This window comes from Streptomyces sp. NPDC005483, from assembly GCF_040606035.1.
Classification (GTDB): domain Bacteria; phylum Actinomycetota; class Actinomycetes; order Streptomycetales; family Streptomycetaceae; genus Streptomyces.
Genome location: NZ_JBEXEA010000063.1, coordinates 1 through 14,165, shown reverse-complemented (window position 1 = coordinate 14,165; position 14,165 = coordinate 1). Strand labels below are relative to the sequence as shown.

Sequence of the window (14,165 nt, the reverse complement as noted above, 5' to 3'; positions counted from 1 at the left end):
TCGTCCGAAACACCCAAGGAGAGATCGTGGTGGCAGCGAAAGTCGAGAGCCGCGGGACGACGTCCGCGCAGCTTCTCAGGGGCCAGAAGGCGCTGGTGACCGGCGCCAACTCGGGGATCGGTCTGGCGACCGCCGTCGCCCTGGGCCGGGCCGGGGCGGACGTGGTGGTGAACTACGTCGTCGGTGCGCACGAGGCAGAGAACGTCGTGAAGGAGATCGAGGGCTTCGGGGTCCGCGCCTACGCCCACGAGGCCGACGTGTCCGACGAGGACCAGGTGACGGCCATGGTCGCGCGGATGGTCGAGGAGTTCGGCACCATCGACATCATGGTGGCCAACGCGGGCCTCCAGCGGGACGCGGCCCTGACGGAGATGTCGCTCGCCCAGTGGCAGAAGGTCATCGACGTCAACCTGACCGGCCAGTTCCTGTGCGCGCGGGAGGCCGCCAAGGAGTTCATCCGGCGCGGTGTGGTGGAGGACGTCTCCCGGTCTGCGGGAAAGATCATCTGTATGAGCTCGGTGCACCAGATCGTCCCGTGGGCGGGGCACGTGAACTACGCCTCCTCCAAGGGCGGCGTGGGCATGCTCATGCAGACCCTCGCCCAGGAGCTGGCCCCCCACCGGATCAGGGTCAACGCGGTCGCACCCGGCGCCATCCGCACGCCGATCAACCGCGACGCCTGGTCCACCCCCGAGGCCGAGGCCGATCTGCTGCGCCTGATCCCGTACCGCCGCGTGGGCGACCCGGACGACATCGCCAACGCCGTCGTCGCCGTGGCGTCCGATCTGCTCGACTACGTCGTCGGCACCACCCTCTACGTCGACGGCGGAATGACGCTCTTTCCCGGCTTCGCCACCGGGGGCTGATCCCTGATGCAGGATCACGTCACACCCCGCCGGGTGGTGATCCTCGGCGGGGGGTTCGCGGGGCTGTTCGCCGCCCGTGCCCTGCGGAAGTCTCCGGTCGCGGTGACGGTGGTCGACCGCCGCGCCCACCACCTCTTCCAACCGCTGCTGTATCAGTGTGCTTCCGGGATCCTGTCCGAGGGCCAGATCGCGCAACCGCTCCGCGGGGTCCTCCGGCGCCATCACAACGTGCGCTGCGTGCTCGCCGAGGCCACCGACGTGGATGCCGGCGTCCGGGTGGTGCACGCCCGGCGACCCGGGGGCGGAATCCTTCGGCTGCCCTACGACGAGCTGATCGTCGCGGTGGGCATGCGCCAGTCCTACTTCGGGCACGACGAGTTCGCCGAACACGCCCCCGGTATGAAAACCCTGGACGACGCGCTGGAGATCCGCCGCCGCATCTACCGGGCGTTCGAGATGGCCGAAACGGCGGCGAACGACCGGGAACGGCAGCAGTGGCTGACCTTCGCGCTCGTCGGCGGCGGCCCGACCGGTGTCGAACTCGCCGGACAGATCCGGGAGATCGCCGGACACACCCTCGACCGGGAGTTTCAGCGCATCGACTCCGCCAAGGCCCGGGTGCTGCTCTTCGAGGGGTCCGACGCGGTGCTGGGTGCGTTCGGCCCTCCGCTGGCTCACCGTGCGGCCCGGACCCTGCAGCACCTCGGTGTCGAGCTCCACCTGGGCACGAGGGTCACCGACATCGACGCGCACGGCCTGACGGTACGGGACCACGACGGCAGGACGACCCGGTTCGGCGCACGCACCGTGCTGTGGACGGCGGGTGTCGAGGCCCCGCCGATCGCGGCCGCGCTGGCCCGGGCCACCGGGGCCAAGCAGGACCGGGCCGGACGCATCCTCGTAGAACCCGACCTCACCGTCCCCGGCCACCCGGAGATCCGCGTCACCGGCGACGTGATGAGCCTGAACGGGCTGCCCGGCCTGGCCGAGGTCGCCATGCAGTCGGGTGCGTACGCCGGCCGGCGCGTACGCCACGCCGTCGAGGGCAGGACGAAGAAGCCGAAGCCCTTCACGTACGTGGATCTCGGCAGCGCCGCCTACATCGCCCGAGGCAGGGCCGTGGTCAAGGCCGGTCCGCTGCATCTGTCGGGCTTCACCGGATGGCTGGCCTGGCTCTTCATCCACGTGGCCTTCCTCACCGGCTTCCGCAGCAGGCTGGGGGCCGTGCTCAGCTGGTCCGTCGCCTTCGCCACGGGCTCGCGCCGCGAACGGGCCTTCACCATGCCCGACACGGACGCCCCGGCCGCCCGGGCGCCCGGACCGAAGCCGCCGCCTCCCTGAGGACCCGGCCGACCCGTCACGGGTGCCGCTCCGCGTCCTGTCCCTCCTCAGCCCAGCCCTGCGGGGCAGACCCTCGAGGCGCACATGTTCAGTACCGCCGTCCTTCTGGCGAACAGCACCCCGGCCCAACTCCTGCCGGCCCGCGAACTGATGGCCTTCACCCTGGCCTCGCACATCCTGTTGGTCCCCTTCGGGGTGGCACTGCCGTTCATCACCCTGCTGATGCACCACCGGGGACTGCGCCGCAACGACCCCGTCGCCCTCAAGCTCGCCCGGCGCTGGTCGGCGGTGATGGCGGTCCAGTTCGCCATCGGCATCATCACCGGCACCGTGCTGTCCTTCGAGTTCGGACTGCTGTGGCCCGGCATGATGGGGCGCTGGGGAGACGTCTTCGGCCTCGGCTTCGGTGTCGAGGCATGGGCGTTCTTCCTCGAGGCCGTCCTCATCGCGATCTACCTCTACGGATGGCGCCGGCTCAAGCCCTGGACCCACTTCTGGCTCGCCGTCCCGCTGCCGCTGGCCGCCCTGATGGGAGCGTTCGGCATCATCGCGGCCAACTCCTGGATGAACACCCCCCAGGGATTCCGCCTCGACGCCCAGGGCAAGCCGACCGACGTCGACGTGCGACAGGCGATCTTCTCCCCGATGTTCGGCCCGGAGTACTGGCACTTCGTGGTCGCGATGCTCCTGACCGCCGGGTACGTGGTCGCCGGTGTGTACGCGGTCGGCTGGCTGCGCGGACGCCGGGACCGCTACCACCGGCTCGGATTCACCGTGCCGTTCACGGTGGCCGCGATCCTCACCCCGATCCAGTTCATGCTCGGCGACTCCGCCGCTCGCGCCGTCTTCCACAAGCAACCGATCAAGTTCGCCGCCACGGAGATCGTCTGGAAGACCGACACCCACGTACCGGAGTACATGTTCGGGCGGCTGAACAGTGACGGGACGATCTCCGGCGGACTCAAGATCCCCCAACTGGACTCGATCCTCGCCGGCTTCAAGCCCAGCACCGAGGTGACCGGGCTGACGTCGGTGCCGGCCTCCGACCGCCCCACCGCCGTCCAGGCCACCATCGCGCACTGGGCCTTCGACATCATGGTCACCATCGGCAGCGTGCTGATCCTGCTCGCGCTCTGGTACGCCTGGTCCTGGTGGCGACACCGCGACAACCCCAGCAGCCGCTGGTTCTACCGCAGCGCCGCGCTCGCGGGGGCCGCCTGCCTGGTCACCGTGGAGTGCGGCTGGATCACCACGGAGGTCGGCCGGCAGCCCTGGATCGTCTATCACCACATGCGGGTCTCGGAGGCGGTGACCAGCACCCACGCCTCGGGGATCTGGACCATGCTCGGCATCGTCATGGCCGTGTACGTGGCCGTTTTCGGCGCGTTCCTCGCGGTCGTCCTGAAGATGCGCACCCGCTGGCGCATCGCCGACGAGGGGTCGGCCGCGCGCGTCGAACCGCCGCCGGAGACCGACACCCCGTACGGGCCCAGAACCGAGCCGGAGCCCACCAGCGCCGGGGCCGCGCCTGACGGCGGGTCCGGCCGCACCTCGGGCGGTGCGTCGTGATGGCCTCGTTCATCGCGTGGGTGCTGGTCGTCGCGATCGCCGCCTACGCCTGCGCCGGGGGCACCGACTACGGCGCGGGCTTCTGGGACCTGCTCGCCGGCGGCGCCGAGCGCGGCAGGCGGCCCCGCTGGCTCATCGACCACGCCATGGCGCCGGTCTGGGAGGTCAACAACGTCTGGTTGATCTTCGTCCTGGTCGTCATGTGGACCGGTTTCCCGACGATGTTCCAGGCCGTCTTCTCCGCGATGTGGCTGCCGCTGGCCCTCGCCGCTGTCGGCCTGGTGCTGCGCGGTGCCGGGTTCGCCCTGCGCAAGCCGACCCGCCGCCTGGCCCAACAACGGGTCTACGGTGCGATGTTCGCCGTCTCCTCGCTGGTGACGCCGTTCTTCCTGGGGGCGGTGCTGGGTGGCGTCGCCTCCGGGCGGGTCAAGCTCGGCACGACCGCGTCCGCGGACGCCTGGGCCAATGGCACCTCCGTACTGGTGGGTCTGCTGGCCATCGCCGCCGCCGCGTTCCTCGGGGCGGTCTTCCTCTGCTCCGACGCCGTGCGGTTCGGCGCCGGCGACCTCGTCGACTACTTCCGGCTGCGGGCGCTGATCGCCTTCGGCGCGGTCGTCGTCCTCGCACTCATCGCCCTGCCCGTCACCCACGACGACGCCCGGTACGTCTGGGACGGCCTCACCGGTGGCCTGGGACTGCTGCTGATCATTCTGGCCGCGGTCTGCGGTCTGGCCACGGTGCTGCTGGTGTGGCGCCGGTCCTTCGGCTGGTCCCGCCACACCTCCGTGGCGAGCGTCGCCCTGGTCGTCGGTGCCTGGGGCTGCGCGCAGCGGCCGTACGTGCTGCCCACCTCGCTGACGGTGACCGAGGCGGCCGGGGCCGCTCACACCCTGCGCTGGCTGGTGATCGTCACGGCCATCGCGATCGTGCTGGTCGGTCCGGCGCTGGTACTGCTCTACCGGCTCGACACGATGGGGGAGTTGGAGGAGCTCACCGACGCCGACACCGGAGCCGCCAGAACACCAGGGGACAACCTGTAGGTCAGCTGAGCCGGGCGGCGATGTGGTCGCCGACCCGCAGGGCGTTGGCGATGGCGGTCAGCGACGGGTTCACCGCGCCGATGCTGGGAAAGAAGCTGGTGTCCACGACGTAGAGGTTGTCCAGGTCGTGGGCCTTGCAGTTGACGTCCAGGGCCGAACTGCGCGGGTCGTCGCCGAACCGCACGGTGCCGGCCTGGTGCGCGGTGGCGCCGATCGGCATGCCCTTGTGCAGATAGATGCTGTGATCCAGCAGGTGGTGCTCGTGCATGCCCAGCTGCCCGAGCATTCCCCGCAGCTTGTGCTGGAGACGCTTCAAGCCGGCGATGTTGTTCTTCTCGTCGAGAGCCAGGTGGATGGCGTCGTCCTTGTCGAGGGTGACCCGGCTCTCGGGCAGGGGGAGGTCCTCTCCGCACAGCCAGAAGTCGACGGCGTGGTGCGCCAGTACCTCGAAGGGCATGTCGGGCATGACGGCACCGGCCCAGCGCGGCGCCTCGCCGTGGATCTGGTCGGCGTCCGACTTGCCGAGCATCTGGATGCCGCCGAGCGGATACTCCCAGTCGTCCGCGCCGAGGTACCAGTCGTTCATCGCCAGGGTCTTCTGGAATCTGGTGGGGTTGGGTTCCTTCGACACCGCCATCAGGGCCAGGTTGTTGTGGCGCATGTAGTGGCGTCCCACCACGTCCGAGCTGTTGGCCAGCCCACCGGGGTGCTTGTCGTTGGCCGAACGCAGCAGCAGGACGGCGGAGTTGACCGCGCCGGCGGCGACCACCACGATGTCGGCGCCGAACGTCTCGGTCACTCCGTTCCCGAGCTCGGCGACCACCCTGGTGACGGTGCGTCCGGTCGGGTCGGTCTCCAGGCGCCGCACGTTCGCGTCGGTCACCATCGTGACGTTGTCGTACGCGAGTGCCGGGTCGACGCAGATCACCTGCGCGTCGGACTTGGCGCCCACCAGACAGGGGAAGCCGTCGACCCGGTCGCAGCGGATGCAGACGCTGTCGTGGGTGGCGAGGCCGTTCTCGTCCTGGGCGAGGTTCACGCCGATCGGCAGGTGGAAGGGGTGCAGGCCGACCTTCCCCAGATCGTCGCTGAGCTGCTGGATGCGCGCCTCGTGCTCGACCGGCGGGTAGGCGTACTGCGCGCTGGTCGGCCCAGCGGTGGGGTCCTCGCCGTGCCGACCGTGCACCAGGTAGAGGTGCTCGGCCTGGGTGTAGTACGGCTCCAGGTCCTCGTAGCGGATCGGCCACGCCGGAGAGATGCCGTCGTGGTGGCGCAGCTCGCCGAAGTCCTCGGGCCGCAGCCGGAAGAGCGCGGCGCCGTAGAACTTGGTGTTGCCCCCGACGTAGTAGTTGACCTCCGGGGGGAACTCCTTGCCGTGCTTGTCGTACCAGAACTCGGGGGCGCGGTACTTGCCCTTGACGAAGACGGCGGTGGAGTCCCAGTTGTCCCGCTCCCGGGGCAGGTAGCCGCCGCGTTCCAGGATCAGGACCCGTTTGCCGGTGGGGGCCAGCCGGTGGGCGAGCGTACCGCCGCCCGCTCCTGTACCGATGACTATGACGTCGTAGTGCTGATCGTCGGCCATGAGAGGGTCCCGTCCTAGGAGTCGTCGGCTGTGTTGCCCTCACGGACATTCACACAATCGGGACATTCGCCTTATTTCGAAACTAACGGGTGGTCTGGGTGGCTGCGACTCGAGGTCGAACAGACGTGCAGTCGCCCGCTCTCACAGGACGGCGATCGGGTTGACCGGCGAGCCGGTGGCGTCGGGCAGCCTCAGCGGGGCGATCACGCAGAGGAAGGACCAGCGTCCCTCCGCCTCGCAGGCCGGCGCCAGATCCTCGAACTGCAGGTAGTCCAGCAGGTGAAGGCCCATGGCGTGGATCGCCAGCACATGCACGGGGAAGTCGACACCCTCGGTGGAACTGGGTGCCGTGTCGTTGTTCCCGTCGCCGCCGAGCACCGCGACCCGCCGGTCCGCGAGGAACTCCAGAGCGGACGGATGGAGCCCGGCGCGCTCACGCGCCGCGTGCCACGGCCCGAGTTCGGCACGGCGCCGGCGGTGGCCGACGCGGACGAAGAGGAGGTCGCCCTCTCCCACGCGCAGATGCTGGGCGGTCTCCGCCGCGGTGAGGTCGTCGGCGGTCACGTGATCACCCGGCTCGAGCCACGGCACACCGCGCAGTCGCGGGATGTCCAGCAGCACACCGCGTCCGACGATCCCGTCGCGCGCCGCCTCGACGGAGAGCGCCGTCGCCCCGTCCTTCGTGACGCTGCCGGCAGGCACGCCGCCGTGCAGCGTGCCGTCGTAGATCACGTGGCAGAGGGCGTCGAGGTGGCTGTCGGCGTCGCCGTGCACGTTCATCGCGAAGCTGTCCCTCGCGAAGTGGAGCCCGCTGGAGGTGTCTTCCTCCGGCCGCCCTCTCATCCGGTGCCTCGCGGGCTCGGGATTGTCCGGGCCGGAAAGCGTCTCCACCGGAGCGGCGAGCGTGGCCGTCCGGCCGGTCCGCACCTCGCGGGTCGCGGCCAGCAGATGGGCGGGTGTGAGCGCGGCCAGAGCGCCCCGGTCACCGGCGGCCCAGGCGCAGCGCGCGTGCAGGCTCCGGTACAGCACGCCGAACTGGTCCTCGGTCAGCCGTGGTTGTTCTGCCGGTCGGGCATGCGTGACCATGGTCAGCGCCCGTGCTCCGCGTCGAGGGCCTCGTCGAGGGTGGTGGCCGCCATGATGAGCGACAGATGGGTGAACGCCTGGGGGAAGTTGCCCAGTTGCTCCCCGCTCGGACCGATCTCCTCGGCGAAGAGCCCGACGTGGTTGGCGTAGGTCTGCATCTTCTCGAAGGTATAGCGGGCCTGGGGCAGCCGTCCCGCCCGGGCCAGCGCGTCGACGTAGAGGAAGGTGCACAGACTGAAGGTGCCCTCCGAGCCGCGCAGCCCGTCCGGCGACGCCGCCGGGTCGTAGCGGTACACGAGGCTGTCGGAGACGAGCTTGCGGTCCATCGCGTCGAGGGTGGAGAGCCAGGCCGGGTCCCTGGGGGCGATGAACTGGACCCTTGGCATGAGCAGCAGGGAAGCGTCCAGGACGTCACCGCCGTAGTGCTGGATGAAGGCGCCCTCCCGCTCGCTCCAGCCGCGTTCCATGACCTGCTCCAGGACGGCGTCCCTGGCGCTGCGCCACTTCTCCAGGTCGGCGGGCCGGCGGAAGTGCTCGGCCAGGCTCAGCCCGTGGTCGAAGGCGGCCCACGACATCACCCGGCTGTAGGTGAAGTCCTGGCGGCCGCCACGGGTCTCCCAGATGCCCTCGTCCGGCCGGTCCCAGTGGTCGGCGAACCAGTCCAGCGTCCTGGCCATCGTCTTCCAGCCCCGGTACGTGGCCTGCTGCGCGATCTCGCGGCCCTGGGACAGGGCGTAGAGGGCCTCACCGTAGATGTCCAGCTGGAGTTGGTCGGCGGCCCCGTTGCCGATGCGGACCGGGTAGGAGCCGCGGTAGCCCTCGAAGTGTTCGAGTGTCTCCTCGGGCAGGTCGGGGTTGCCGTCGACCCGGTACATCGTCTGGAGCGGCTCTTCTTCCTTCCCCTCGCGTTCCTGCAGCCTCTCGACCAGCCAGTGGAGGAAGGCGGTGGCCTCCTCGACGAAGCCGAGGTCCAGCATGGCGCGCACGGACAGCGCGCTGTCGCGGACCCAGGTGAACCGGTAGTCCCAGTTGCGTTCTCCGCCGACCTGCTCGGGCAGGCCCATGGTCGCCGCCGCGATGAGGGCGCCGGTGGGGGCGTAGGTGAGGAGCTTGAGGGTGATGACCGAACGGTGCACCAGTTCCGGCCAGCGGCCGCGATAGCGGGACTGGTGCAGCCAGTTCTGCCAGAAGAATGCGGTGTCGTCGAGCTGTGCGGTGAGCCCGTCGACCGTGAGGGGCGGGGGTGCCTCGCCGCCGGGGGCGCAGACGGTGAACACGGCGCCGCCCGCCTCGCCGGCGTTCAGCGTCACCCTGCCGCTTACGTCCTGGCCGTCCCGCTCCAGCGGGAAGGAGGTCTGCAGGTGCGCGTCCGTCCCCGGGGACCGGAACACACCGGTGTGCTCGCCGAGCTCCAGCCGGTGCTCGGCGCGGCCGTAGTCGAAGCGCGGCCGGCACTCGAGCGTGAAGTCGACGCTCCCCCGCACGCAACGCACCACGCGTATCAGGGTGTGCCGGTCGGTGGCGGTGCGGGTCCGGTCCGGAGGCATGAAGTCGACCACCTCGCCCACCCCGTCCGGTGACATGAACCGGGTCACCAGAATGGCCGTGTCGGGGTAGTAGAGCTGCTTGCAGGCCGCGTCGGGGTGCTCGGGGGCCAGCCGCAGGTACCCGCCGCCGTCGTGGTCGAGCAGGGCGGCGAAGATGCTGGGCGAGTCGAACCGGGGAGCGGCGAACCAGTCCACGACACCCTGCGACGAGACGAGCGCGGCGGTCTGCAGATCGCCCACCAGGCCGTGGTCGGCGATGGGAGGATAGCGGTCCATTGGCTGCTCCGAGGTCTGGGAAGAGCCCCCTGCTTCCACTATCGGCCACTCGGGTGGCCGCTGCCCCTCGGAAGCGGTCGCGACCGCTCGACCACGGCAGCCGGTGAGAACGGTCAGCCGGTGAGGAAGGTCAGCGGGCCGGCCGACGTCTCATCAGCAGTCAGCCGGCCGGCACCGGCACTCCTTCGGCGCAACGGTGCCCTGCCGCAGGCCGTCCGAGGCCCTAGGCCTTGACCGGCGACCGAAGCGACCGAAGCGACCGAAGCGACCGGGGACGCTCGAGCGCGCACGCACGCACCGGCTTGCCGACCCCCACCCGTCGGGCGTTACTGGCCGGAGTCGGTCGATCGCGGGTGGGAGAGCCCTGCGCTCGCCCACCGTGGCGCCTCGGTGGGTCCGTCGGCCGCGCGATGGAGGTTGCGCATGGAGATGATCCACGTCCGGCTGGTGAGCCCCCCCGATCTCACCCCCCGCGTGGTCGGACTGCTGACCGACGACCGCTATGTCTTCAACCTCGTCGTCCTCGCCGAACTGGCGCGCAACCCCGACGGCGACGCGATCGAGTGCGACATCCTGGCGGGTGCGGCCAACTCCGTGCTGCGCGGTCTGCGCGAGCTGGAACTCGACCGCCACGGATCCATCGTCATCGAGCCGGTCGAGATGGCCTTCTCCGGCACCGCGGCCGACGCCGAGCAGCAGCAGCTCGGGGCGCTCGCGCACGCGCCGGTCTGGGAGGAGGTCGAAGCGCGCATCCGCGCCGAGGGCACCTACCTGCCGAGTTTCTACGTCTACCTGGTCATCGCGGGCGTCATCGGGGCGGTGGGCATCATCACCAATTCCCAGATCCTGATCGTCGCCGCGATGGTCGTAGGACCGGAGTACGGAGCCATCACCAGCGTCGCGCTGGGCATCGACCGCGGCAACGGCACCAGGGTCCGGCAGGGCCTGTTCGCCCTTACCGTGGGATTCCTGCTGGCCGTCCTGGTGACCTTCCTGTTCTCGTGGGCGATCCGGGGGCTCGACCTGCAACCCAAGGCGTTCGAAGAGGGCTTCAGGCCGGTCTCCACACTGATCGACGCCCCCAACGTCTTCTCCGTCGTCGTCGCGGTGCTGGCCGGCATCGTCGGGATCATGTCCCTGACCCAGGCCAGGACGAGCGCGCTGCTCGGCGTCTTCATCTCGGTGACCACGATCCCGGCCGCCGCCGACATCGGCGTCTCGTGCGCGTTCTCCAGCTGGAGCGAGGCGCGCGGATCCCTGGTCCAACTCCTGCTCAACATCGTGCTGCTGATCCTGGTGGGGGTGCTGATGATCAGATTCCAACGGGCCGTCTGGCGGCGCATCGGCGATCGCGGCAGGCGGAAGGGGAGCGGGTGAGGCGTACGGGGAGTGGGTGAGCGTACGGGCAGCGGGCGAGGCGTACGGGGAGTGGGTGAGGCGTACGAAAAGTGGGTGAGCGTACGGGCAGCGGGCGAGGCGTACGGGGAGTGGGTGAGGCCGCCGTCCCGGCCCGGAGACGGCACGGGCGCCCGCGCTTCGACCGCCGCCTGCTACCGCCCGGGGCCCCAGCAGGCGAACCTGCGCGGTGATTCCGCCGGCAGGGACGTGTTGCGCTTGACCAGGTCGATGCGGGGCCGCACGCTCCCGACGAGGGGCCGACACCGCAGGCCACGACCACGTCGGCGTCCGACACCGGCCGGAACGCCCGAGGAGGCCACGCGTGCAGGAGAGCCGCACAGGACGGCAACTGACCCTCCGTCATGGCCCACACAGGGCCGTCATCGTCGAGCTGGGCGCGGCACTCCGGTCCTACACCGTCGCTGAACGCACCGTGCTCGACGGCTTCACCGAAGAGGACCGGATCACCGGCGGGCGCGGCCAGATCCTGGTGCCGTGGCCCAACCGGATCCGCGACGGCCGCTACCCCTGGGCCGGGCAGGAGCTGCAGCTGCCGCTCACCGAGCCGGAAGGCGCCAACGCCATCCACGGGCTGCTCCGGTGGGTCGCCTGGCGGATCGTGGAGGCGAGCGACAGCCGCGCCGTCCTGGAGGTTCCGCTGTGGCCGCAGCCGGGCTACCCGTTCCACCTCCACGTCCGCGCCGAGTACACCCTGGGCGAGAGCGGGCTCGGCGTCGCTGTCACCGCGCGCAACCTCGACGCGAACGCCGCACCCTACGGCTTCGGCCAGCATCCCTACGTCACCGCGGGCACCGCCGTCGTCGACCAGGCGGTGCTGACCGTCCCCGCGCGGACATGGCTGCGCACCGATGAGCGCGGCCTGCCGGTGGCCGCCGAGCCGATCGCCGGGACCGAGTACGACCTGCGAACACCACGAACCGTCGGCGCGCTGCGGTTGGACACTCCCTTCGGCGACCTCGACCGGGACGCGGACGGTCGGGCCGTGGTGCGCCTGGCCCACCCGTCGGGGGCGTTCGGTACGGACGTGTGGCTCGGTGAAGGCGCCGACCACGTACAGGTCTACACCGGCGACACCCTGCCGCCGGGTGAGCGCCGTCGCGCGGTCGCCATCGAGCCGATGACCTGCCCCCCGGACGCCTTCCGCAGCGGCAACGGACTCGTCAGCCTCGGCCCGGGCGAGCAGCACACCGTCCGCTGGGGGATCACACCGTGGGGAGAGTGACCGCGCTGTCACGGCCCCCGAACACCGAGCGGCGCTCAACGATGGTCTGACCCCGCCGGCGGCACAGCCGGCCGGCGCCACGACCACCGACCCGTCCCGCCACCACGCATCGAGAGGGCCGCTTGTGACGACGAACCAGGTACTCATCGGCGTGGGCCTGATCGTGGTCCTGGCCGTCGGGTCGCAGATCCTGGCCGACCGCCTGCGCGTCCCCGCCCTCATCGTCCTGCTGCCGGTCGGCTTCGCCGCCGGAGCGCTGATCGACGAGGTCGACCCCGAGCAGCTGCTGGGGGCCGCGTTCTCACCGCTGGTGTCGCTGGCCGTGGCGGTGATCCTCTACGACGCCGGCCTCGAGCTCGACCTGGCGAGGCTGAAGGGCCACACCCGCCGCGTCGTCGTCCGGCTGATCTGGTTCGGTGTGCTGATCACAGGGTCGCTCGGCACGCTCCTGGCCGGGCCGCTCCTGGGCATCTCCCCACGGTCGGCCCTCATGCTCGGCACGATCCTCGTGGTCTCGGGGCCGACGGTGGTCGGACCGCTGCTCAGCTTCGTGCGACCCACGGACCGGCTCCAGCGCATCCTGGTCTGGGAAGGCTCCCTCATCGACCCGGTCGGCGGCGTCCTGGGGGCACTGGTCTTCCACGCGATCGTGGCGAGCTCGCACCACCACCTCGGCGGTGGGACGGCGCACTTCCTCGGCAGCATGGCCATCGGAGTGGCCGCGGGGGCGGTCGGCACGGCGCTGCTCTGGCTGCTGTTCCGGGTACTGCGGCTCGGCGAGATCCTCGGCACCACGGCCCAGCTCGCCGCGGTGATCGGTGTGGCGGCGTTCTGCGACGTCCTGCGCGACGACACGGGACTCATCGCCGCCGTGCTGATGGGCGTGGCCGTGGCCAACGTCCCCAGCATCGCCGTACCCGCGCGTCGGCCCTTCTTCGAGACCCTCGTCAGCCTGATCCTCGGCCTGCTCTTCATCTCGATCTCGGCCACCGTCACCCCGCACTCGCTGCGCCATGTGTGGCTGCCCGCGCTCGGGCTCGCCGCCTTTCTGGTACTGGTCGTCAGGCCGCTGGTCGCGGTCGTGTCCACGTTCGGCACCGACCTGACACGCGGCGAGCGGGGCTTCGTCGGCTGGATGGCGCCGCGCGGCATCGTCGCGGCGGCCACGGCCTCGACGTTCTCGGCCGGACTGGTGGCGCGGGGGATCGACGGTGCGTCGAAGATCCTTCCGGCCACGTTCGTGGTCATCGTCGCGACGGTGACGCTCTACGGCCTGACCGCCACGCCGGTCGCCCGGCGCCTGGGCGTCGTGCGCCCGTCCCGCTCACGGCCCCTGCTGGTCGGCGGCGACCCTTGGGTGGTCGACCTGGGCGTAGCCCTGAAGTCAGCCGGCCTGGAGGTGCTGATGTGGGCAGGGGAGGAGGAACAGCGCGAACGTGTCCGGCAGGCCGGGATCGAACTCGCGCCCGGTGAGCTGCTGGGCGCCGCCACGGGCGGGGCCGCCGAGATGGAAGGCATCACGGCGGTGTACCTGCTCACCGCCGAGGACGACTTCAACGCACTGGCCGCGCTCCTTCTGCGAGGCAGCGTGGAGGGTACGGTCCACCGCCTCGACGCCCCGGCCGACAGCCACGGCGTGGTGGCGCCGTTCATCGGCGGCGAGGTGCTGTTCCGCCCGGATCTGACCTGGCTGACGTTCGCCCGCAGGTACGAGGAGGGGGCAGCCGTCCGCGGACAGCCCGCCGCTGACGCTCTGCCACCCGGCAGCGATCTGCTGTTCCTCGTCCGCGGGGACGGCCGCCTCGACCCGGTGACGGGAGGCACCACACCGGTGCCCCGGCCGGGCGACACGGCCGTCCTGCTGGGCCCGGGCGGACGGGGTACCGAGGACCCGCTGGGGTAGGACGGCCGTGCTTTGGGCCGGGCGATTCAGCGCCGCCGCGTCTGTGGCGGCTGCGGGGTGGGGTCTGGGGCGTCGGTGTGCTGGGCTGGGCTGCCGGCTCGTGCTGTGCTGTCGGGGATCGGCGGCGAGTTCGCGGTAGACGGCGGCGGTGTGGTGGTCGTTCCCTTGGCGTGTGGTGCGTAGGTCCGCGCGGACCTAGGTGTCGGCGATGCGGATGGGTGAGGTTCCCCCTGCCGGCCGGACAGCTTGATACTGGGACGGATGGTCCCGGAGGAAGCAGTCACAGGTAGTGAGCAACATGAGTAAGCGGTACA

10 protein-coding genes are annotated in these 14,165 nt (G+C 70.7%); 7 read left to right on the top strand and 3 right to left on the bottom strand.

What is annotated here, in order from left to right:
• Positions 1 to 29 precede the first annotated feature (29 nt).
• The 4 genes from ABZT06_RS47830 to ABZT06_RS47815 all read left to right on the top strand — a co-directional run bounded on the left by ABZT06_RS47830 (position 30) and on the right by ABZT06_RS47815 (position 4,816).
• A complete protein-coding gene (locus ABZT06_RS47830; RefSeq protein WP_355755645.1) occupies positions 30 to 866 on the top strand; it encodes an SDR family oxidoreductase in 837 nt (278 codons plus the stop codon).
• Positions 867 to 872: 6 nt separating this feature from the next.
• A complete protein-coding gene (locus tag ABZT06_RS47825; RefSeq protein ID WP_355755602.1) occupies positions 873 to 2,207 on the top strand; it encodes an NAD(P)/FAD-dependent oxidoreductase in 1,335 nt (444 codons plus the stop codon).
• An 84-nt stretch (positions 2,208 to 2,291) separates the two neighbouring features.
• Positions 2,292 to 3,776 carry a cytochrome ubiquinol oxidase subunit I gene (locus tag ABZT06_RS47820; protein ID WP_355755600.1) on the top strand — a complete coding sequence of 495 codons (1,485 nt, stop codon included), beginning with the start codon at positions 2,292 to 2,294 and terminating at the stop codon, positions 3,774 to 3,776.
• Positions 3,776 to 4,816 carry a cytochrome d ubiquinol oxidase subunit II gene (locus tag ABZT06_RS47815; protein WP_355755598.1) on the top strand — a complete coding sequence of 347 codons (1,041 nt, stop codon included), beginning with the start codon at positions 3,776 to 3,778 and terminating at the stop codon, positions 4,814 to 4,816. The genes ABZT06_RS47820 and ABZT06_RS47815 overlap by 1 nt, the downstream gene beginning before the upstream one ends.
• A gap of 1 nt (position 4,817) precedes the next feature.
• Here the strand turns inward: ABZT06_RS47815 and ABZT06_RS47810 are convergent, their stop codons facing one another.
• From ABZT06_RS47810 to ABZT06_RS47800, 3 genes are all read right to left on the bottom strand, one after another.
• Positions 4,818 to 6,398 (bottom strand): GMC family oxidoreductase, encoded by a 1,581-nt coding sequence (locus tag ABZT06_RS47810; RefSeq protein ID WP_355755595.1) that lies wholly within the window; start codon positions 6,396 to 6,398, stop codon positions 4,818 to 4,820.
• 141 nt (positions 6,399 to 6,539) lie between these two features.
• Positions 6,540 to 7,484: a cyclase family protein gene (locus tag ABZT06_RS47805; protein ID WP_355755593.1), complete on the bottom strand. Its 945-nt coding sequence runs from the start codon at positions 7,482 to 7,484 to the stop codon at positions 6,540 to 6,542.
• Positions 7,485 to 7,486: 2 nt separating this feature from the next.
• Positions 7,487 to 9,307: a glycoside hydrolase family 15 protein gene (locus ABZT06_RS47800; RefSeq protein WP_355755590.1), complete on the bottom strand. Its 1,821-nt coding sequence runs from the start codon at positions 9,305 to 9,307 to the stop codon at positions 7,487 to 7,489.
• 423 nt (positions 9,308 to 9,730) lie between these two features.
• Between ABZT06_RS47800 and ABZT06_RS47795 the strand changes: the two genes are divergently transcribed.
• The 3 genes from ABZT06_RS47795 (at position 9,731) to ABZT06_RS47785 (ending at position 13,851) form a co-directional block, all read left to right on the top strand.
• Positions 9,731 to 10,684 (top strand): DUF389 domain-containing protein, encoded by a 954-nt coding sequence (locus ABZT06_RS47795; RefSeq protein WP_355755588.1) that lies wholly within the window; start codon positions 9,731 to 9,733, stop codon positions 10,682 to 10,684.
• A 343-nt stretch (positions 10,685 to 11,027) separates the two neighbouring features.
• Complete coding sequence (locus ABZT06_RS47790; RefSeq protein ID WP_355755585.1) at positions 11,028 to 11,948, top strand: aldose 1-epimerase family protein; 921 nt, start codon at positions 11,028 to 11,030, stop codon at positions 11,946 to 11,948.
• Positions 11,949 to 12,072: 124 nt separating this feature from the next.
• Positions 12,073 to 13,851, top strand: a complete 1,779-nt coding sequence (locus tag ABZT06_RS47785; protein WP_355755583.1) for a cation:proton antiporter — start codon at positions 12,073 to 12,075, stop codon at positions 13,849 to 13,851.
• Positions 13,852 to 14,165: the final 314 nt, after the last annotated feature.

Excerpts from the sequence above, each read along its gene's own strand:
- ABZT06_RS47795 (WP_355755588.1), top strand. The coding sequence starts at position 9,731 with ATGGAGATGATCCACGTCCGGCTGGTGAGCCCCCCCGATCTCACCCCC.
- ABZT06_RS47810 (WP_355755595.1), bottom strand. The coding sequence starts at position 6,398 with ATGGCCGACGATCAGCACTACGACGTCATAGTCATCGGTACAGGAGCG.
- ABZT06_RS47820 (WP_355755600.1), top strand. The coding sequence starts at position 2,292 with ATGTTCAGTACCGCCGTCCTTCTGGCGAACAGCACCCCGGCCCAACTC.
- ABZT06_RS47805 (WP_355755593.1), bottom strand. The coding sequence starts at position 7,484 with ATGGTCACGCATGCCCGACCGGCAGAACAACCACGGCTGACCGAGGAC.
- ABZT06_RS47825 (WP_355755602.1), top strand. The coding sequence starts at position 873 with ATGCAGGATCACGTCACACCCCGCCGGGTGGTGATCCTCGGCGGGGGG.
- ABZT06_RS47815 (WP_355755598.1), top strand. The coding sequence starts at position 3,776 with ATGGCCTCGTTCATCGCGTGGGTGCTGGTCGTCGCGATCGCCGCCTAC.
- ABZT06_RS47800 (WP_355755590.1), bottom strand. The coding sequence starts at position 9,307 with ATGGACCGCTATCCTCCCATCGCCGACCACGGCCTGGTGGGCGATCTG.